The 18,914-nt window shown below is 61.9% G+C and carries 17 protein-coding genes; 7 read left to right on the plus strand and 10 right to left on the minus strand.

Going from position 1 to position 18,914, the window contains the following annotated elements; all coding sequences use genetic code 11:
- Window positions 1-431: 431 nt before the first annotated feature.
- The 4 genes from K0P33_RS04445 to K0P33_RS04460 form a co-directional block, all read right to left on the minus strand.
- Window positions 432-2,117 (minus strand): POTRA domain-containing protein, encoded by a 1,686-nt coding sequence (locus tag K0P33_RS04445; protein ID WP_242154208.1) that lies wholly within the window; start codon window positions 2,115-2,117, stop codon window positions 432-434.
- Between the two features lie 184 nt (window positions 2,118-2,301).
- Window positions 2,302-3,966, minus strand: coding sequence for a collagen-like triple helix repeat-containing protein (locus tag K0P33_RS04450; protein WP_242154210.1), 1,665 nt, complete (start codon window positions 3,964-3,966; stop codon window positions 2,302-2,304).
- A 302-nt stretch (window positions 3,967-4,268) separates the two neighbouring features.
- Window positions 4,269-5,117, minus strand: a complete 849-nt coding sequence (locus tag K0P33_RS04455; protein ID WP_242154212.1) for a MaoC/PaaZ C-terminal domain-containing protein — start codon at window positions 5,115-5,117, stop codon at window positions 4,269-4,271.
- A 2-nt stretch (window positions 5,118-5,119) separates the two neighbouring features.
- A complete protein-coding gene (locus tag K0P33_RS04460) occupies window positions 5,120-6,472 on the minus strand; it encodes a 3-oxoacyl-ACP reductase (RefSeq protein ID WP_242154214.1) in 1,353 nt (450 codons plus the stop codon).
- 113 nt (window positions 6,473-6,585) lie between these two features.
- Between K0P33_RS04460 and K0P33_RS04465 the strand changes: the two genes are divergently transcribed.
- Together K0P33_RS04465 and K0P33_RS04470 are read left to right on the plus strand one after the other, a co-directional pair.
- Entirely contained in the window at window positions 6,586-7,863 is a 1,278-nt protein-coding gene (locus K0P33_RS04465; RefSeq protein WP_242154216.1) for an acetyl-CoA C-acetyltransferase, read from the plus strand.
- Between the two features lie 136 nt (window positions 7,864-7,999).
- Window positions 8,000-8,899, plus strand: coding sequence for a PA4780 family RIO1-like protein kinase (locus tag K0P33_RS04470; protein ID WP_094951756.1), 900 nt, complete (start codon window positions 8,000-8,002; stop codon window positions 8,897-8,899).
- Between the two features lie 159 nt (window positions 8,900-9,058).
- On the opposite strand, the gene cueR is transcribed toward K0P33_RS04470, so the two are convergent.
- From cueR to K0P33_RS04485, 3 genes are all read right to left on the minus strand, one after another.
- Window positions 9,059-9,460 carry a Cu(I)-responsive transcriptional regulator gene (gene cueR, locus K0P33_RS04475; RefSeq protein WP_094951757.1) on the minus strand — a complete coding sequence of 134 codons (402 nt, stop codon included), beginning with the start codon at window positions 9,458-9,460 and terminating at the stop codon, window positions 9,059-9,061.
- Complete coding sequence (locus K0P33_RS04480; protein WP_094951758.1) at window positions 9,457-11,673, minus strand: heavy metal translocating P-type ATPase; 2,217 nt, start codon at window positions 11,671-11,673, stop codon at window positions 9,457-9,459. The genes cueR and K0P33_RS04480 overlap by 4 nt, the downstream gene beginning before the upstream one ends.
- Window positions 11,674-11,841: 168 nt before the next feature.
- On the minus strand, window positions 11,842-12,222 hold the full coding sequence (locus tag K0P33_RS04485; protein ID WP_094951759.1) for a hypothetical protein: 381 nt from the start codon (window positions 12,220-12,222) through the stop codon (window positions 11,842-11,844).
- Window positions 12,223-12,369: 147 nt separating this feature from the next.
- Between K0P33_RS04485 and K0P33_RS04490 the strand changes: the two genes are divergently transcribed.
- Both K0P33_RS04490 and K0P33_RS04495 read left to right on the plus strand, forming a co-directional pair.
- Window positions 12,370-12,567, plus strand: a complete 198-nt coding sequence (locus K0P33_RS04490; RefSeq protein ID WP_094951760.1) for a cation transporter — start codon at window positions 12,370-12,372, stop codon at window positions 12,565-12,567.
- 87 nt (window positions 12,568-12,654) lie between these two features.
- Window positions 12,655-13,848 carry a multidrug effflux MFS transporter gene (locus K0P33_RS04495; protein WP_094951761.1) on the plus strand — a complete coding sequence of 398 codons (1,194 nt, stop codon included), beginning with the start codon at window positions 12,655-12,657 and terminating at the stop codon, window positions 13,846-13,848.
- 9 nt (window positions 13,849-13,857) lie between these two features.
- Here K0P33_RS04495 and K0P33_RS04500 read toward each other — a convergent pair whose 3' ends face one another.
- From K0P33_RS04500 to K0P33_RS04510, 3 genes are all read right to left on the minus strand, one after another.
- Entirely contained in the window at window positions 13,858-14,040 is a 183-nt protein-coding gene (locus K0P33_RS04500; RefSeq protein ID WP_094951762.1) for a hypothetical protein, read from the minus strand.
- 146 nt (window positions 14,041-14,186) lie between these two features.
- The gene (locus K0P33_RS04505; protein ID WP_242154218.1) at window positions 14,187-15,200 is read right to left on the minus strand and encodes a zinc-binding alcohol dehydrogenase family protein; all 1,014 of its coding nucleotides are present in this window, start codon (window positions 15,198-15,200) and stop codon (window positions 14,187-14,189) included.
- A 24-nt stretch (window positions 15,201-15,224) separates the two neighbouring features.
- On the minus strand, window positions 15,225-15,518 hold the full coding sequence (locus tag K0P33_RS04510) for a putative quinol monooxygenase (protein WP_094951764.1): 294 nt from the start codon (window positions 15,516-15,518) through the stop codon (window positions 15,225-15,227).
- Between the two features lie 118 nt (window positions 15,519-15,636).
- Between K0P33_RS04510 and K0P33_RS04515 the strand changes: the two genes are divergently transcribed.
- From K0P33_RS04515 to K0P33_RS04525, 3 genes are all read left to right on the plus strand, one after another.
- Window positions 15,637-16,566 carry a LysR family transcriptional regulator gene (locus tag K0P33_RS04515; protein ID WP_242154220.1) on the plus strand — a complete coding sequence of 310 codons (930 nt, stop codon included), beginning with the start codon at window positions 15,637-15,639 and terminating at the stop codon, window positions 16,564-16,566.
- A 132-nt stretch (window positions 16,567-16,698) separates the two neighbouring features.
- Window positions 16,699-17,385: a helix-turn-helix transcriptional regulator gene (locus K0P33_RS04520; protein WP_094951766.1), complete on the plus strand. Its 687-nt coding sequence runs from the start codon at window positions 16,699-16,701 to the stop codon at window positions 17,383-17,385.
- A gap of 105 nt (window positions 17,386-17,490) precedes the next feature.
- Window positions 17,491-18,861 carry an MFS transporter gene (locus K0P33_RS04525; RefSeq protein ID WP_094951767.1) on the plus strand — a complete coding sequence of 457 codons (1,371 nt, stop codon included), beginning with the start codon at window positions 17,491-17,493 and terminating at the stop codon, window positions 18,859-18,861.
- Window positions 18,862-18,914 lie beyond the last annotated feature (53 nt).

The following is an 18,914-nucleotide window of genomic DNA, read 5'->3' on the forward strand; positions in this document are numbered from 1 at the left end:
GAGCTTGTTGTGGGCGCTGGCTTGTCTGTGGTCGGCGGGCTTACGTGTGGACACTGGGCTTCCTGTGGCGAGCGGGCTTGCCCTAATGCCGTTCAGTTAAGCGCAGACCCCCTGTGGGAGCGGCGGTGCGACGATTCGACTTGCCCGCGAAAGCAGTGGGTCAGTCAACATCAATGTTTGCTGGGCCGACGTCATCGCGGGCAAGTCGAATCGTCGCACCGCCGCTCCCACATTTAATTTTCGCTGCTTTGGGCATTGCGTTCGCTTAACTGAACGGCATCAGGGCTTGCCCCGCGTTGGGGCGCCGGCCCTGATCCAGGCACCGCGTTTTTCCAGTCAGAACGCATTGGCAGGTTTTGAAGCCCGCTCGCCACAGAAAGCCGCTCGCCACAGGAGACGGCCTTCCCTAACAAACGAGCTGCCACAAACACTCAGAGTTGATAGCTGAAGCTCAGCGTATACCGTGGCCGCCGATTGAAACTGTCCAGGGCGATGTCCGACATTGGCTTGGCCGCTTCAAGGGCAATGTTGTAGTACTTGTTGTCACCAAAACGCAGGCCGACAGCCGCCGATGACATGTCGTTGCCTTTGACCGGCAGCTCGTTGAACCAGGTCTTGGCGCGGTCGAGCACCACGTAGGGTTGCAGGACCTTCACCCAATCGCCGGCGCGGTTGAAGCTGTAGTTGACCTCATACGCCACGCCCCAGCCCTTGTCGCCCGAGCCTTGGTCATCAGGGTAGCCACGGCCGAAGTTCTGCCCGCCAAAGGTCGCGCGTTCACTGTCGGGCAAGGAGTTATCGCTCCAGTAGAACGCCCCCGACAGCACGCCTTGCCAGTTATCGAAGAACTTGTCGCTCTGCACGCCGGACAGGCGCAGGCGGAAGAAGTCCAGGTCAGGTTTTGTCCCTTCAAGGTCACTGCGAGTCGTGGCGCCCAAACCGTTGATGCCTTGGTACAAACCGGCGCTGAGAATACGCAATTGCCGAGTGTCGGACTTGCGCCAGTCGCCCTCGAACGCGAGCGCGCGCAAGTTGGTTTCGATGTCGAAACGGTTGGGGTAGCCCACCAGTTGATATCGCGTGGTCTGGTCCACCGCGTACAGGCGTGTGCCCAGGGTAAGCGATTCATTCGGTGAGGCAATCAGTGGGTGGGTGAAGCCGATGGTGTAGCGGTCGATTGCCTGGTGCGGTTTGAGTTGGAAGCCGCCATCGAGTTGCACGTTGGTGCCGGGGTCTGCGCGATAACGCTCGGCCGCCAGCGCCAACTGGGTGCCCTCGGCGTTGATGAATTGGCTGTAGCCCACGCGGTAGTAGTGCTCTTTGTCATCGCCCGGTGGAAACAGGCCGCTGATGTTGAGCTGTTCGCCCATGGATGTCTGCGAATTGCTGGTCGCGGTCAGCAACGCTTGCGTGCCGCCGCGGTTTTTTTCGACCAGGCTCATGCTGGTGGTGAACGGCTTGCGGCTGGCCTGGATGACCATGTGCGTGGCGCCATCGGTGGTACCCGGCGGCGGCACTTGTGCTTGCAGCGTCACCCCAGGAATGCGGCCCATGAGTGTGGTGTAGCGCTCGAAGGTCTTGCGTGTGAGCGGGCGTTCTCCCAGCAGCTTATTCGCCAATTTGTCGACGTAGGCCGACACGGAACCGATGTCGCCACTCTGTTGATAATCCTTGATATAGCCCTCCACCAATACCACGCGCACCAGGCCGTTTTCGAAGGTCTGTTGTGGCAGGAATGCGTAGGACAGCAGGTAGCCGTCCTGTTGGTAGCGACGGGTGATATTGCGGGTGGCGTCGATCAGCTGTGCGAGGTTGGTCTCATGCCCGATCAACGCCGCGTAGGCCTTGGCCGTCTCGTCCAGCGGGTAGATCGTGCCGCCCTCGATCTGCAGTTTGCGGATGGTGACTTTAGTGTCCATCAGCAAGGGCTGGTTCTGGGTCGGCGACGCTTCCGGCACCTGGGTCTGTGGTGTGACCGGCCGATAGGCGTCTGCGGGCAGGTTGGGCACCGGCAGGGTGCGGATAGTGTCGTTGCTATTGAGGAAGCTGGGAAGGGTTTCGGCCTGGACGTAGGAGGCACTGAGGGTAAGCACTAACAACGGCGTTAACACGCGCATAGGACACTCCATGGTCAAACTGCAGCAGCGTTTCTGGCCCGCCGGGTTCTGGGACGCGGTTCGGGAGAGCCAAGCATTGTTCTTTGAAACAAACCCCATAAAAAAGACGAGAGACTTATAGGGTCTCTCGTCTCAACCAAGCGTAGGCGCTGTAGGGGAGGCCGTCTAATCGGCCAGGTGCAATTTATTTTTTGCCGGTAAGGCCGTTCAATACACCGCCCAGGCCGCCGCTTGTGCCAGTGCTTGCGCTGCCGCTGGCCGAGGCACTGGCGCCTACGTTCAAGCCGCCGAGCAAGCCACCACCGCTGCTGGTACCGCCGGTGACCAAACCACCGACTGCGCCCACGGTATTGCCAACTGCCGTTACGGTGGTGCCCAAGGTGTTAGTGATCGGGTTGGCGTTGGCGGCGGTCAGGTTGGTACCCAAGCCGCTGACAGCGCCACCCACTTGTGTCACCAGGCCGTTGACCGGCGCACCGATACCGGTGGTGGTGCCGATGTTTTGTGTCAGGCTGCTGACACCGGAGGTCACAGGGTTCAGCGCTGCGCCGACGTTAGTGGCCAAGCCTGCCACCGGTGCTGTGGCGGCGGTGTTGGCAACGCCGGTGCCGCCGATGATAGTGCCGAGGGAGGCGACGGTGTTGCCCAGTGCGCCACCGGTGACACCTGCTGCACTGACAGTGCCGTTGGTGTTGCCGGCGTTCAAGCCGTTACCCACATTGGCCACCAGGCCACCCACCAGTTCCGGCAGGCCGGAAGCCGAAGCGCCGCCGGCAGGTGCGACATAGCCGCCCGACTTGTCGAGCGCGCCGCCGACGCCAGCCAATGCACCGCCGACAATACCAGTGACAGGGTTGCCGGTGCCGCCGGCGCCAGCCACTTGACCGCCCAGGCCGGTAACGGTGGAGCCGACTTTATCCAGCAGGCCATTGACTGGGTTGCCAAGGCCCGTGGCTTTGCCGAGGTTGCCGGTGGTGTTTTCCACCAGGGACACCACAGGCACCAGCACCTTGCCGCCGAGGGTGTTGGTCACGGAGCCCAGCGGGCCAGTGGTACTGGCGGTGCTGAGGGTGTCACCGAGCATAGTCACGGTTTGGCCGACCTTGTCCACCAGGCCGCCCGCTGCACCGCCTACGCCGCCGGTCAACCCGCCGACGACCGGAATGCCGCCTAATGTAGTGCCCAAGGACTTGCCGGTGTTCGATACGCCGGTGCCCAGGTCGGAGACGCCGTCACCTACGCCAGCGACGGTGATGCCCAGTGAATTGCTGTTGGTGCCCAGCGAGCCCAGGCCCGCGGTGACGCCGGTGCCAATGCTGGTAACGGCTTTGCCGGTCGCAGTGACCAAGCCTCCAGCGGTTACGCCGACGATGGGCACGGTGGTCAGGGTCGAACCCAGGTCGCCCACTGCTGCGCCGACATTACCCACGGTGGTGCCCACGGTGCCGACAATTTGGCCTGTGACCAGAGGCGTAGTGGTCGAGCCGGTGCCGCCACCTGTTCCACCACCGGTGCCGCCGCCAGTGCCGCCACCTGTTCCACCGCCGGTGCCGCCGCCAGTACCGCCACCTGTTCCACCGCCGGTGCCACCGCCAGTACCGCCACCTGTTCCACCACCGGTGCCGCCGCCAGTGCCGCCACCTGTTCCACCGCCGGTGCCGCCGCCAGTACCGCCACCTGTTCCACCGCCAGTACCACCACCGGTCCCTGCCCCTGAGTCAGGGGAAGATGCCGCCACGCTACTGTGATGTCCGCCACCACCGCTGCTGCAGCCGCCGAGGCTCATCGCCATGATCAGAGCCAGCGCGGTACTTGCTTTCCATAGCACTACTTGAGTTTGAGTTTTCATGATTCAGTTCCCTTGCACCTGTACAACCTTGGTTGTTTCAAACGCTCGCTATTTCTAGTAGTAGCGATACGTTTGTCCGTTTGGCTATCACAGACCCGGGCACTCTTTCGCGCAACGCTCAACTTGGTATTAACGATTTATATACTGGCCGCTTGGCAGCGCTTAGCGACTAATGCCAAGGGTATAAAGAGAGGGTGTGTCAGAATATATATATGTTTTATATCAGTGACTTAAATAAAATAAAGCGGACTGCTCAGGTCCGCTATAACTTAAGGTGTATATATACAATTAATCAGTGTTTTTCAGGTGATGGGTTGCCACTTCCCTACCATATGTTCAATGTCACTCGAGCCCTTTAACAGAAACTCACCGCTCGAACCCGGCGCACTGGCCAGCAACGTAACTTCACTGGGCAGGCGTACCGGCTTCTTGAACTCGACGTGTATTTCAATGTTGGCGGCCGGCAAGTGGTCGCACAGCGCGGCGAGGGTATGCGCCTTATTCCATAACCCGTGGGCGATGGCCTGGGGAAAACCGAATAACTTGGCGGTCAGCGCGCTCAAGTGGATCGGGTTGTAGTCCCCGGACACCCTGGCATAGCGGCGGCCGATATCGGCGGGGGCTTTCCAGCGAGTCAGCTCGTTGACCTGCGTGGGGCTGGGCAAGGTGTCATCCGCCGGCTCGCCTTCAAGCTTCACGCCCCGGCAGAGCAATTGGCTTTCGGCTTCCCACAGCAGGCCGAGGGAGTCCTCGACGGTGGTGATCACATCAAAGGTTGCGCCCTTGGCGTGCGGCTTGAGATTTTGCGCGTGCACGGCCACCGTCAGCTCACTGACAGCGCCCAGTGGGCGGTGAATGCGGATACGGTTGCTCAGGTGAATCAGCCCCAGCAACGGAAACGGAAAGTTTTTCGCCGTCAGCAATTGCATCTGCAGGCCGAACGCCAGGATATGCGGGTAAGTCGCCGGCAGGATGAGGCTGTCGGCAAAACCGCAGACGTTGCGATAAGCGGCCACGGCCTTGGGGTTGACGCTCACCCGGCAGCGCAGCCCCTGCTCGGGCAAGGTGCTGCCGGTGATCTTGCGTTTGAGCGCCGCATGCCAATACAGCGGCGGCAGAAACGGGGTATTGCCTAAGGTCAGCCACTCCATGTTTATGCTCCCAGCAGGCTTTGCCCACAGACCCGCAGTGCTTGGCCGCTGACCGCGCCGGAGCCCGGCTGGCCGAGCCAGGCCACCGCCTCGGCGACGTCCTGCGGCAGGCCGCCCTGGCCCAGCGAACTCATGCGCCGCCCAGCTTCACGCAGGGCGAAAGGAATGTGCGCGGTCATCTGGGTTTCGATAAACCCCGGCGCCACGGCGTTGATGCTGATCCCACGCTCACCCAGCAACGGCGCCCAGGCCTGGGCCAGGCCGATCAGCCCGGCCTTGCTCGCGGCATAGTTGGTTTGCCCGCGATTGCCGGCGATGCCGCTGATGGACGCCAGCAACACCACACGGCCGTTGTCGTGCAGGGTGCCGCTGTCGAGCAGCGCCTTGGTCAGCACTTGCGGCGCGTTGAGGTTGACCGCCAGCACCGCGTCCCAGTATTCCGGGGTCATATTGGCCAAGGTTTTGTCGCGGGTGATGCCGGCGTTGTGCACCACGATGTCGATGCCGTCTGGCAAGTGCTCGATCAACTGCGCGGCAGCGTCTTCGGCGCAGATGTCCAGCACCACGGTGCGTGCGCCCAAGCGTGCCGCCAAGGCTTCGAGATCGGCCTTGGCCTGGGGCACGTCGAGCACGATCACCTCGGCACCGTCGCGCGCCAGGGTTTCGGCGATGGAGGCGCCAATGCCACGGGCGGCGCCAGTGACCAACGCTTTGCGCCCGGCCAATGGGCGGGTCCAATCCTCAACCGGTGTGGCGCAGGCTTGCAGGCGAATCACCTGGCCTGAGATGTAGGCGCTTTTAGGCGACAGGAAAAACCGCAGCGCACCCTCCAGCTGGTCTTCGGCGCCTTCGCCCACGTACAACAATTGCAACACACCGCCGCTGCGCAGCTCTTTTGCCAGGGAGCGACTGAAACCTTCCAGGGCTCGCTGCGCACTGGCGGCGAAGGGGTCGCTGAGGCTTTCCGGCGCCCAGCCAAGAATCACCAAATGCGCGCTGTGGTCGAGATTTTTCAGCAATGGCTGAAAGAATTCGCGCAGCTGCTTGAGTTGGTCGGTGTGCTGCAAGTCGCTGGCATCGAACACCACGGCCTTGAGCTTGGGGCCATGCCCGGGAATCCACGCTGCTGCCCCCAATGGCTCAGCGCCGTAGCTGTAAGTGGCATCGGTGAGCTTGTTGGCAAACGCCAGCACCTTGGCGGCCAGGGCGCCGCCGCCTAGCAGCAGCGCACCCTCCACCGGGCGCAGGCGCCCGGCCTGCCAGCGCTCCAGGCGTACCGGTGACGGCAGGCCAATGGCGGCGACCAGGCGATGGCCGAGGCTTGAGTTGGCGAAGTCGATATAACGGTCAGACATGGAACGCTCTCCAAAGGCTGGGGTTCAAACGGTTGACCACCCCGGTGTGGTAGTCGTTCGATCAGCCTAGGCTAGGCTTGATGATTCCACCCACAACTATCAGGGAGCTTTCCATGACTCAATTGCGCCGTGTAGCGATCATTGGCGGTAATCGCATCCCCTTCGCCCGATCCAACGGTCCTTATGCTACGGCGAGTAACCAGGCGATGTTGACCGCTGCCCTGGAGGGCCTGATCGAACGCTACAATCTGCACGGCCTGCGCATTGGCGAGGTGGCGGCGGGGGCCGTGCTCAAGCATTCCCGCGACTTCAACCTCACCCGCGAATGTGTGCTGGGCTCGCGGCTGTCGCCGCAAACCCCGGCTTACGATATTCAGCAGGCGTGCGGCACTGGGCTTGAGGCGGCGTTGCTGGTGGCGAATAAAATTGCCTTGGGGCAGATTGACTGCGGCATTGCCGGGGGCGTCGACACCACCTCTGACGCGCCTATCGGTGTGAACGAAGGGCTGCGTAAGATCTTGTTGCAAGCCAATCGCAGCAAATCCATGGCGGATAAATTAAAAGTCCTGTTACAACTTCGTCCCCATCATCTTAAGCCGGAGCTGCCGCGCAATGGCGAGCCGCGCACCGGTCTGTCCATGGGCCAGCACTGCGAGTTGATGGCGCAGACCTGGCAGATTCCCCGCGCCGAGCAGGATCAGTTGGCGCTGGAAAGCCATCAGAAAATGGCCGCGTCCTACGCCGAAGGCTGGCACAACGATTTGCTTACGCCGTTTCTCGGCCTGACCCGCGACAACAACCTGCGCCCCGACCTGACCCTGGAAAAACTCGCCAGCCTCAAGCCGGCGTTCGAGCGCAGCGAAAAGGGCACCCTCACCGCCGGCAACTCCACGCCGCTCACCGATGGTGCATCGCTGGTACTGCTGGGCAGTGAAGCCTGGGCCAAGGAACGCGGCTTGCCGATCCTGGCGTACCTGCGCGATGGCGAAGCGGCGGCGGTGGATTTCGTCAACGGCGCCGAAGGCCTGTTGATGGCGCCGGTATACGCAGTGCCGCGCTTGTTGGCTAGGAATGGTCTGACGCTGCAGGACTTCGATTACTACGAGATTCACGAAGCCTTCGCTGCCCAAGTGTTGTGCACGCTCAAAGCCTGGGAAGACCCGCAATACTGCAAGACCCGCCTGGGGCTGGACGCGCCGCTGGGCTCCATCGACCGCAGCCGGCTCAACGTCAAGGGCAGTTCATTGGCCGCCGGGCATCCGTTTGCGGCCACCGGTGGGCGTATTGTCGCCAACTTGGCCAAGCTGTTGGACGCGGCGGGCAAGGGCCGTGGGCTGATTTCGATCTGCGCCGCCGGCGGCCAAGGTGTGACGGCGATTATCGAACGTTAAAAATGTACAAAAAAATTGGCATATTGGATGCATTCTTAAGTGCCAAAGGTCGGTAGCCTCTCCCCGAGGCGAGCCGATTGCCGTATAACGAGTGCCATACGCGTGTTTGGTAATAAAGGACCCACAATAAAAGCTGATGAAGACTCCTAAACGCATTGAACCCCTGATCGAAGACGGTCTGGTCGACGAAGTGCTGCGCCCACTTATGAGTGGTAAAGAAGCAGCTGTTTATGTGGTGCGCTGCGGCAACGAATTGCGTTGCGCCAAGGTTTACAAGGAGGCGAATAAACGAAGTTTTCGTCAGGCGGCCGAGTACCAGGAAGGCCGTAAGGTCCGTAACAGCCGCCAGGCCCGGGCCATGGCCAAGGGTTCCAAATTCGGTAAGAAAGAAACCGAAGATGCCTGGCAGAACGCCGAAGTAGCGGCGTTGTTCCGCTTGGCCGGTGCAGGCGTTCGCGTGCCTAAGCCGTACGACTTCCTCGAAGGCGTGCTGTTGATGGAACTGGTGGCCGACGAGTACGGCGATGCGGCGCCGCGTCTGAATGACGTAACGCTGGACCCGGACCAGGCACGTGAATATCACGCCTTCCTGATTTCCCAGATCGTGCTGATGCTGTGTACCGGTCTGGTGCACGGTGACTTGTCCGAGTTCAACGTGCTGCTTACGCCGACCGGCCCGGTGATTATCGACCTGCCTCAGGCGGTGGATGCGGCAGGTAACAACCATGCGTTCAGCATGTTGGAACGGGATGTGGGCAACATGGCTTCCTACTTCGGGCGCTTTGCTCCGGAGTTGAAGAAGACCAAGTACGCTAAGGAAATGTGGGCTTTGTACGAAGCCGGCACGCTGCATCCGGCCAGTGCATTGACTGGTGAGTTTGACGAACCGGAAGAGTTGGCGGATGTGGGCGGTGTGATCCGCGAGATCGAAGCGGCGCGGTTGGATGAAGAGCGTAAGCAAGCGATTCGGGCCGCGGATGATGCGCCACCGAGTAAAGCGTCGGAAGAACCTCCGCCGCCGCCTTGGATGCAATGATCTTCAGGCCCATGAAGCGCTAAAAATATAGGAGCTGGCTTCCTGTGGGAGTTGGCTTGGCTGCGATACAGACACCTCGGTGTATCAGGCATCACCCGTTGATGCTATCGCAGGCAAGCCAGCTCCCACAGTTGGTTTGGGGTTGAATCAGTTTAAGCGTCAGGCGCAACAGCTGCCCGACGCCAACTCCTTGAGAATCGGGCAATCCGGCCGATGATCGCCTTGGCAGTGTTCCACCAAGTCCTGCAACGTATCGCGCAGTTGCCCAAGCTCCAGGATTTTCTGATTCAGCTCATCGATGTGCTGGCGCGCCAAGGCTTTTACGTCGGCGCTGGCTCGCTGCCGGTCTTGCCACAGTGTCAGCAACTTGCCGACTTCCTCCAGGGAAAACCCCAGATCCCGCGAGCGCTTGATAAACGCCAGCGTGTGCAAGTCGTCGGCGCCATACACGCGGTAGCCGCTGTTGGTGCGATGGGCGGCTTTGAGCAGGCTGATGGACTCGTAGTAACGAATCATCTTCGCGCTCAGCCCGCTCTGGCGGGCGGCTTGGCCGATGTTCATGGGCGTTTATCCTCCAAATGCTCCGGTTTCCAAGTGCTCGGCTTCCAGGTTTTTAACAGTAACGCATTGCTCACCACACTGACGCTGGACAACGCCATGGCGGCGCCCGCCAATACCGGGTTGAGCAGGCCGAACGCCGCCAGGGGAATACCGATCAAGTTATACACAAAGGCCCAGAACAGGTTCTGGCGGATTTTGGCGTAGGTCTTGCGGCTGATCTCCAGCGCCGCCGGCACCAAACGTGGATCGCCGCGCATCAGGGTGATACCGGCGGCGTGCATTGCCACATCGGTGCCGCCGCCCATGGCGATGCCGATATCGGCGGCGGCCAGGGCCGGGGCGTCGTTGATACCGTCGCCGACCATCGCCACCACCCCGGTCTTTTTCAACTCGGCGACGGTGGCGGCTTTGTCGGCCGGCAGTACTTCGGCGTGTACATCGTCAATGCCCAGCGCCTCGGCCACCACGCGGGCGCTGCCGCGATTGTCGCCGGTGAGCAAGTGGCTGCTGATGTGCTGGGCCTTGAGCCGTTCCACGGCCTCCAGTGCGCCGGGTTTAAGCGTGTCGCCAAAGGCAAATAACCCCAGCACACGCGGTTGCGCACCTTGTTCGATCAGCCAGGACAAGGTGCGGCCTTCGGCTTCCCAGGCGTTGGCGGAATCAGCCAAGTCACCCACGCTCAAGCCGTTCTCTTCCAGCATGCGACGGTTGCCCAAAGCCAGTTGCCGGCCATCGAGCGTGCCCGCGATGCCGCGCCCGGTCAGGGATTGGCTAGCAGTCACATCCGCCACGTTTAGGCCTTGTTCGCTGCAGGCATCCAGCACCGCCTTGGCCAACGGGTGTTCGCTGCCGCGTTGCAGTGCACCGGCCTGTTGTAACAGTAGGGCTTCATTGCCATCCACTGCCGCCAAGTGCGCAATTTTTGGCGCGCCGGAGGTGAGGGTGCCGGTCTTGTCGAACACCACGGCGCTGACGGCATGGGCGCGTTCCAAGGCTTCAGCGTCTTTGATCAGGATGCCGTAGCGCGCGGCGACGCCGGTGCCGGCCATGATCGCGGTCGGCGTGGCCAGGCCCAAGGCACAGGGGCAAGCAATCACCAGCACCGCGACCGCATTGATGATCGCGGTTTCCAGCGATGCACCGTACAGCCACCAGCCCACCAGCGTGATCAACGCCAGCACCAGCACGGCGGGCACAAATACCTGGCTGACTTTATCCACCAGTTTCTGGATCGGTGCTTTCGCCGCCTGGGCGTCTTCCACCAGGCGGATGATGCGCGCCAACACACTTTCGGCGCCCAAGGCCTGGGTGCGCACCAGCAAGCGGCCTTCACCGTTGATGGCGCCGCCGGTGACCTTATCCCCCGGTTGTTTCGGCACCGGCAGGCTTTCGCCGCTGATCAAGGCTTCGTCGGCATGGCTTTGGCCGTCCACCACTTCACCGTCGACCGGGAAGCGTTCGCCGGGTTTGACCAGCACCAGGTCATCGAGCTTCAACGCGCTGATGGCAACGTCTTCTTCGCGGCCATCAAACACGCGAATCGCGCGCTCCGGGCGCAAGGCTTCCAAGGCACGAATGGCGCTGGCGGTCTGGCGCTTGGCGCGGCTTTCCAGGTATTTACCCAGCAGCACCAGGGCGATCACCACCGCTGAGGCTTCGAAATACAAGTGCGGCATGCTGCCTGCGGGCGCGGTGAGCCATTCGTAGATACTCAGGCCGTAACCGGCGCTGGTGCCGATAGCTACCAGCAGGTCCATGTTGCCGGCGCCGGCGCGGACGGCTTTCCACGCGGCTATATAGAAGCGCGCGCCAAAGATGAACTGCACGGGGGTGGCCAGGGCGAACTGCACCCAGGCGGGGAGCATCCAGTGCAGGCCGAAGGGTTCCACCAGCATCGGCAGCACCAGGGGCAGCGCCAGCAAGATCGCCAGCAGCAGCGACCAACGCTCGTGGTGCAGGCGCTGGGCTTGGTTGGCATCGGTGACGGTTTCACTTTGCGGCAGGGTGGCGGTGTAGCCAGCTTTGTCGACGGCGGCGATCAAGACGCCGGGGTCCATCTGGCCCAGCACTTCGACATGGGCACGTTCGTTGGCCAGGTTGACGCTGACGCTTTGCACCCCCGGCACCTTGCCCAGCGCGCGCTCGACACGGCCGGCACAGCTGGCGCAGGTCATGCCGCTGATGGGCAGGTCAAACGTGGTGGATCCATTCATGGGGCAGTCCTCCAGGAGACGTTGCCCCTAGAATCAACCTTGACCTGTGGGGAAGGTCAAGCGCGATCGTTCCCACGCCCTGCGTCGCAATGCCGCTCTTAAGGTTTGTGACGCGGCGCGTCACGGGATGCGTTCCCACGCGGAGCGTGGGAACGATCAGGCGCGGGTTTAATATTCCAATGCGGCAGGTTTCAGGTACATGCCATCCGGGCCCTGGGCGATACGCAATTTGCGCACGTCACCGGCCTTCAGTGTGATGTTCTGCGCCGGCGGCGCCAGCATGCCCGGCAGGCAACCGGCGGCTTGGCCCGGCAACAGCTTCAGGCGCAGCGACACATTGCCTGCCGGCAAGTTGAACGAGGTGGCTTGTTCCTGGAACAGGCGCCCGGCCAACTGGTCCTGAATGTACAGGCCAATCTCGCAATTGGTCAGCACTTCCAAGCGTTCGCGGGAAATGATCAGCACGGCGTAGTCTTGATCGGCGCTGGCCTGGGGCGCAACGGCAGACAAGCTCAACAGGCTGACAAGGGCAAAAAGCGACCAGCGCATGGCGAATGCTCCGTGGTTCATAGCTAAGATGCATGAAGCTTGGCCGACGCGGCGGCCGAATACCAGCCCGGCCGGTATTTATGAAACTTGACCTTGCCATCGTGGCAAGGTCGAGACTCAATTCACTCTCAATACAGGAGTCATATCATGCAAATATTCAGCGTTGAAGGAATGACCTGCGGCCATTGCGTTCGAGCGGTAACCCAGGCCGTGCAAAGCCAGGACCCGGCGGCGAGCGTCAACGTCAACCTGGCGGCCAAAGAAGTGGGCGTTGAAAGCCACTTGTCGGCCGAGCAGGTCATCGAGCTGATCACCGAAGAAGGCTACAGCGCCAAGCTCGCGTAAGTTTTCTGATAGTTAGCGAGCTAACGTAATGTTCATGGCACCCAAGCGCGGCTAGACTGTCGAGCTGCCGACTCACTTGGGTGTCTGATGAACCTCCGCATAATCCTGATTCTGGGCGCCTTGAGCGCCTTCGCGCCGTTGGCGATCGACTTCTACCTGCCGGGCTTCCCCGCCATGGCCACGGCGTTCGCCACCGACGAAAAACATATCCAGCTGACCCTAGCGGTGTATTTCGGCGGTCTGGCCATCGGCCAACTGATCTACGGCCCGCTGGCCGACCGCTTTGGTCGGCGTGTGCCGCTGCTCAGCGGCGTGACCCTGTTTACGGTGGCATCCTTTGCCTGCGCCTATGCGCCGTCGCTGGATTGGCTGATCGGCGCGCGCTTCGTGCAAGCCCTCGGCGGCTGCGCGGGCATGGTGATTTCGCGCGCAGTGGTCAGCGATAAATGCGACGCCGTGGGTTCGGCCAAGGTGTATTCGCAACTGATGCTGGTGACTGGCCTGGCGCCGATCCTCGCGCCGTTGGCGGGTGGGGTGATGGTCGGGTTGTGGGGCTGGCAGTCGATTTTCCTGGCGCTGTCGATCTTCAGCGTGATGGCGGCCATCGCGGTGGCGGTCGGCTTGCCGGAAACCTTTCCGGCCCATCAGCCGCGCCAGCCACTGTCCGGCTCGCTGCGCCGCTATGGCGCGCTGCTGTCTGACCGGGTTTACCTCGGCTACGCCTTGACCGGCGGCATTTCGATTGCCGGGATGTTTGCCTACATCGCCGGTTCACCTTTCGTGTTTATCAAGCTCTACGGCGTGCCTGCGGAGCATTATGGCTGGCTGTTCGGCTCCAACGCGGCCGGCTTTATCCTGGTGGCACAGCTCAATGCGCGGTTGCTGGCCAAACGTGGCCCGGCGTTTTTGCTGTCGCGCACCGTGTGGGTCTACGTAGCGGCGGCGTTGTCGCTGTTGGGCATTGCTGCCTTGCGCACCGAAGCCCTGTGGCCGTTGCTGGTGCCGCTGTTTATCTGCATCGCGAGCTTAGGCTGCATTTTGCCCAACACCTCGGCGTGCGCCATGAGCGGCCAGGGTGCACGGGCCGGTAGCGCATCGGCGCTGCTGGGCTGCATTCAGTTTGGCGTGGCAGCGGGTGCGGCGTCCCTGGTCGGCGTGTTGCACGATGGCACGGCGATGCCGATGGCGATGGTCATCAGTTTGTGCGGTGTCTTGGCGGTGACCATTGCCATGTCGACCCAGCGCCTGCAACGGGCGCGGGCCGTGCAAGCGCAGGGCTGAGGTGTTCGATCAGCCGGCGGCGGCGCGCTGCTGGCTGAGAGGGATGCGGTGGGGCGCCTGGATACGGGCTTGCAGGGTGTCGGCAAAGGCGCGGGCCTCGGCCTCACTGCGGAAGGTGAACGCGTCGCCGTCGAGGCTGACCTGCCATTTGTTGCCGGGGGATTTTGCTAACGCTCTTATCAGGATCTTCATTGCTGACTTCCTCACGTAAAAGAATCGTGGCAAAGGCGGCCAATATAAACCCGAATGCGCTCACAAATATGACAAAGATCAACTCTCTGACTAATGGTGCCGTCCATTACTCACAGGAATAAAAGACGACACTGACAGAAGTTTTTTCAGAAACCTTCCAACACGATCTTGCCCTTGGCCTTGCCGCTTTCCAGCAACGCGTGGGCACGGCGCAGTTTCTCGGCGTTGATCACACCGAAGTGCTCGCCCACCGTGGTCTTCAGGGTGCCGGCGTCGATCAGCTCGGCCACACGGTTGAGCAGGTGGTGCTGTTCGATCATGTCCGGCGTCTCGAACATCGAACGCGTGTACATGAACTCCCAGTGCAACGACAGGCTCTTGCGCTTGAGTTTGCTCACATCCAGCGCCTTGGGATCGTCGATCAGCGCCAGCTTGCCTTGGGGCTCCAGGGCCTCCACCAGTTGGTCCAAGTGATGGTCGGTCTGGGTCAGGCTGGCGACGTGGGTTACGTGTGGGTGGCCGGCGTTTTTCAGCGCTTCGCTGAGCGGTTGGCTGTGGTCGATCACCAGGTCGGCGCCGAGGGCTTTGGCCCACTCTTGAGTTTCCGGGCGCGAGGCGGTGCCGATGACTTTCAGCGCAGTGAGTTGGCTGGCCAGTTGCGTCAGGATCGACCCCACACCCCCGGCGGCACCGACGATCAGCAGGCTCTGGCCTTCATCCTCCTTGCCTTCACGCACCTGCAGGCGCTCGAACAGCAACTCCCAGGCGGTGATGGCGGTCAGCGGCAGCGCGGCAGCTTCGGCAAACCCCAGGCTCTTGGGCATGTGGCCGACGATGCGTTCATCCACGGTGTGCAGTTCGCTGTTGCCACCCGGGCGTACGAGGGAGCCTGCGTAGAACACCGTGTCACCGGCCTTGAACAGCGTCACGTCGCTGCCAACGGCCTTGACCACGCCGGCCACGTCCCAGCCCAGCACCTTGGCGGCGCCATTTTCCGGGGCGACGTTCTGGCGCACCTTGGTGTCCACCGGGTTGACCGAGATGGCTTTGACTTCCACCAACAGGTCGCGCGGGCCGGCGACCGGCTCTGGTAGTTCGATGTCTTGCAGGGATTTTGCATCGGTGATGGGCAGTGCGGCGTAGTAGGCAATGGCTTTCATAAGGGCTCCGGAAAAGGGCGTTGATCAGGCAAGAAATTTCAGGCGCTTGAGTTCGAAGTGTTCGATCACGTCAGCGGCCTTGGCACGGAAACTCTGGATATGCGCGCTCTGGTCGTGGTCGGCCAGCGCCGCGTCGTCGCTCCAGCGTTCGAGCATGTAGAAGGTCTCGGGGTGTTGCAGGTCCTGGTGCAGGTCGTACTGCTCGCAACCCGCTTCCAGGCGGGTCGGTTCCAGCAGGCCGCGCAGCAGGGTTTCCAAGGTGGCCTGTTGGCCGGGTTTGGCGATCAGCGTGGCGATGACGTTAAAGGCAGCGGACATATTCAACTCCAAGCACGTGATGAACGGGATGGGCAGATGATTGGCTATTTCCCAGGAAGATAAAACCCGCTAAAACAGCAGTCTGTTTCAATAGAATTTTGATAATTGGCGAGAATGCATGCTGCGTTTTGATGATTTGCAGTTGTTTGTGCGCGCGGCGGACCTGGGCAGTTTGTCCGCCGCGGCGCGGGTCATGGACCTGTCGCCAGCGGTGGCCAGCGCCGCGTTGAAGCGCATCGAGCAGCAACTGGGCACGCGCTTGCTGGCACGCTCCACGCGCAGCCTGCGTTTGACCGCCGAGGGTGAAGGTTTTCTGGGGTACGCCCGCGCCGCGTTGAGTTCGCTGGACGAGGGGCGGCGTTTATTGGCCAGCGGCCAGGACCACGTCAGCGGCGTGCTGCAGCTGTCGGCGCCTTCAGACTTCGGGCGCAACCAGTTGCTGCCGTGGCTCGATGAGTTCCAGCGTGAATACCCGCAACTGACCGTGCGCCTGCTGCTGGGTGACCGCATTGCCGACCTGTTCCGCCAGCCGGTCGACATCGCCCTGCGCTATGGCGAGCCCGAAGACTCGAGCCTGATCGCGCTGCCCATCGCCCCGGACAATCTGCGCGTGCTGTGCGCCGCGCCCAGTTACCTGGCGCGGCATGGCGAGCCGCGCCATCTGGAGCAACTGGCCCAGCACAATTGCCTGCTGTACATGCTCGGCAGTCGCGTGCACGACCATTGGAGTTTTCACGACGGCAAGCGCGAGGTCAGCCTGACGGTGACCGGCGACCGCTTCAGTGACGACGCCGACGTGGTTCGCCGCTGGGCGGTGGCGGGTGTCGGCATTGCCTACAAGTCTTGGCTGGACGTGAGCAGTGACGTGCTGGCCGGGCGCTTGCGCGTGATCCTGCCGGAGCTGCGCGGTGAGCGTACGCCGCTCAATCTGCTGTGCGCCCATCGCGCGCGATTGAGCAAACCCATCAACCTGCTGCGCGAAATGCTCGTGGCCCGTTGTGCGACATTGACCGCGCAATGGCCGGAGCGATTGAACGCGGCGCAGTAGCCTCCACCAAAGTAAGAAATTTCACTCAGAGCCTGTCCCTTTCCGCGCTGTCAGACGCCGCGGAGCGGGCGGTTTGCGCCCCTATACTTCGTTCCAACCGCAGCAGACAAATGCTTAACAAGGAATGAATACATGGAAGCAGCACCGTGCATCAGTCATATCGCCGGCTTGCTCTGCGAGCCCAAGCGTACCGCCATGCTCTGGGCCTTGATGGACGGCTCGGCCAAGTCCTCAGAAGAATTGGCGACGTTGGCCGGGCTGTCGTCGGCGTCGGCTATTGCACATTTGTCGCGGCTCACCGGGGGCGGTTTGCTACGGGTCGAGGCCCGGCGTGGCAAGCGGCTGTTTCGCGTGGCGGCCGCCGATGTCAGTGCGGCCATCGACGCCTTGGCCAATACCACCATGGCCAGTGCCGCACGCATGACGCCGGATGTTTTACCGAAGGCCCTGCTGGCGCCGGCGCCATTGCGACACGCCCGTTTGTGCCATGGGCACCTCGGCGGTGAGTTGGCGGCGTGGCTTTACCAGCAGATGGCGGATGCTGGCTGGATCGATCGCCATGAGCAGCGTACCGATATTACTGTCGCGGGTGCGCAGCACTTTGCGCGCCTGGGCATTTTTACCCAGGCGCTGGCATCGCCTGTGGTTTGCGACTGTTTTGACTGGAGCCAGCAGCAACCGCACCTGGGTGGCCCGTTGGGCGCGGGGCTGCTGCAACTGTTTTTACAGTCCGGCTGGATCAGCGTGGCCAACGAGTCCCACGCCTTGCAGGTTACCGGCACCGGGCATGTGGAAATCAACCGGCTGGTTGCGTTGTAGGCGGGCCATCGTCGCTCAGAGTTTCAGTCAGGTCGCATCCAGCAATTACCGGTGAAAACGATGCCGCACACTCGCTCTGGGGCTTTTTCACACAGGGGGTGCGGCATGGGTATGCAAGGCTATAGCGCAGCGGAACGGCTGGAACGGTTGCCGATCAGCGGTTACCACCGAGTCATCTTCATCATCATCGCCCTGGCGTTTTTCTTCGATTCCATGGACCTGGCGATGATGACGTTTCTCTTGGGCTCGATCAAAACCGAGTTTGGCCTGAGCACGGCCCAGGCCGGGTTGCTGGCCAGTTCGAGTTTTTTTGGCATGGTGATCGGTGCCTCTTTATCCGGGATGTTGGCAGATCGCTTCGGACGCAAGCCGGTGTTCCAGTGGAGCATCGTGTTGTGGGGCGTCGCCAGTTACCTGTGTTCCACCGCGCAGACGGTGGAGACATTGACGCTGTTTCGCATCCTGCTGGGGATCGGCATGGGCATGGAGTTCCCGATTGCGCAGTCGATGCTCTCGGAGCTGATCCCAGCCAAGAGGCGCGGGCGCTATATCGCCTTGATGGATGGTTTCTGGCCGCTCGGTTTTGTGGCGGCGGGCGTGCTGTCTTATTTTCTGCTGCCGGTGATTGGCTGGCGCGACATCTTTTTGGTGCTGGCGGTGCCTGCGGTGTTTGTATTGGCGATTCGGTTTTTTATCCCGGAGTCGCCGCGCTGGCTTGAGCAGGCCGGCCGGCAGGCGGCGGCGGATAAGGTGTTGCTGGGCATTGAGCAAAAAGTGCGCAATTCGCTGGGGCGCGCCGACTTGCCGGAACCGATTGCCTTGCCACGGGTTGAGAGCGTGCCGGGGACGTTTTTCTCGGCGTTTCAACAACTGTGGTCGGCGCAGTATCGCCAACGCACGATGATGATCTGGAGCGTATGGTTCTTTGCCTTGCTGGGCTTTTATGGGCTGACGTCCTGGCTCAGCGCATTGTTGCAGCAGTCGGGTTTTGCCGTGACCCAATCGGTGTACTACACGGTGATCATTTCCCTGGGTGGGATTCCCGGGTTCTTGATGGCGGCCTGGCTGGTGGAGCGCTGGGGGCGTAAGCCGGTGTGCGTGGTGACGTTGCTGGGCGGCGGGGTGATGGCATTTCTGTATGGGCAGAGCGCGGTGTTTGGCGGCAACGTGGGGCTGCTGATTACCTCGGGGCTGTTGATGCAGTTCTTTCTGTTTGGCATGTGGGCGGTGTTGTACACCTACACGCCGGAGCTGTATCCCACTTCGGCGCGGGCCACTGGTTCCGGGTTTGCCTCGGCAATTGGCCGGGTTGGTTCGTTGCTGGGGCCGTTGGTGACCGGGCTGGTGTTTCCGATAACCGGGCAGGGCGGGGTGTTTGCCTTGGGCGCGCTGTGTTTTGCGGTGGCGGCGCTGGTGGTGTGGGTGTTTGGGATGGAGACGAAGGGTAAGACGTTGGAAGAACTGGCCGAGGCTTAGAGGGCGACATAGAACACGTGTGGGAGCGGGCTTGCCCGCGATGGCGGTCTGTC

The organism is Pseudomonas sp. ArH3a, assembly GCF_022648765.1.
In the GTDB taxonomy this organism is placed as follows: domain Bacteria; phylum Pseudomonadota; class Gammaproteobacteria; order Pseudomonadales; family Pseudomonadaceae; genus Aquipseudomonas.

Coding starts and splice junctions, on each gene's coding strand:
- K0P33_RS04445 (WP_242154208.1), bottom strand. CDS start 2,117: ATGCGCGTGTTAACGCCGTTGTTAGTGCTTACCCTCAGTGCCTCCTAC.
- K0P33_RS04450 (WP_242154210.1), bottom strand. CDS start 3,966: ATGAAAACTCAAACTCAAGTAGTGCTATGGAAAGCAAGTACCGCGCTG.
- K0P33_RS04455 (WP_242154212.1), bottom strand. CDS start 5,117: ATGGAGTGGCTGACCTTAGGCAATACCCCGTTTCTGCCGCCGCTGTAT.
- K0P33_RS04460 (WP_242154214.1), bottom strand. CDS start 6,472: ATGTCTGACCGTTATATCGACTTCGCCAACTCAAGCCTCGGCCATCGC.
- K0P33_RS04465 (WP_242154216.1), top strand. CDS start 6,586: ATGACTCAATTGCGCCGTGTAGCGATCATTGGCGGTAATCGCATCCCC.
- K0P33_RS04470 (WP_094951756.1), top strand. CDS start 8,000: ATGAAGACTCCTAAACGCATTGAACCCCTGATCGAAGACGGTCTGGTC.
- cueR (WP_094951757.1), bottom strand. CDS start 9,460: ATGAACATCGGCCAAGCCGCCCGCCAGAGCGGGCTGAGCGCGAAGATG.
- K0P33_RS04480 (WP_094951758.1), bottom strand. CDS start 11,673: ATGAATGGATCCACCACGTTTGACCTGCCCATCAGCGGCATGACCTGC.
- K0P33_RS04485 (WP_094951759.1), bottom strand. CDS start 12,222: ATGCGCTGGTCGCTTTTTGCCCTTGTCAGCCTGTTGAGCTTGTCTGCC.
- K0P33_RS04490 (WP_094951760.1), top strand. CDS start 12,370: ATGCAAATATTCAGCGTTGAAGGAATGACCTGCGGCCATTGCGTTCGA.
- K0P33_RS04495 (WP_094951761.1), top strand. CDS start 12,655: ATGAACCTCCGCATAATCCTGATTCTGGGCGCCTTGAGCGCCTTCGCG.
- K0P33_RS04500 (WP_094951762.1), bottom strand. CDS start 14,040: ATGAAGATCCTGATAAGAGCGTTAGCAAAATCCCCCGGCAACAAATGG.
- K0P33_RS04505 (WP_242154218.1), bottom strand. CDS start 15,200: ATGAAAGCCATTGCCTACTACGCCGCACTGCCCATCACCGATGCAAAA.
- K0P33_RS04510 (WP_094951764.1), bottom strand. CDS start 15,518: ATGTCCGCTGCCTTTAACGTCATCGCCACGCTGATCGCCAAACCCGGC.
- K0P33_RS04515 (WP_242154220.1), top strand. CDS start 15,637: ATGCTGCGTTTTGATGATTTGCAGTTGTTTGTGCGCGCGGCGGACCTG.
- K0P33_RS04520 (WP_094951766.1), top strand. CDS start 16,699: ATGGAAGCAGCACCGTGCATCAGTCATATCGCCGGCTTGCTCTGCGAG.
- K0P33_RS04525 (WP_094951767.1), top strand. CDS start 17,491: ATGGGTATGCAAGGCTATAGCGCAGCGGAACGGCTGGAACGGTTGCCG.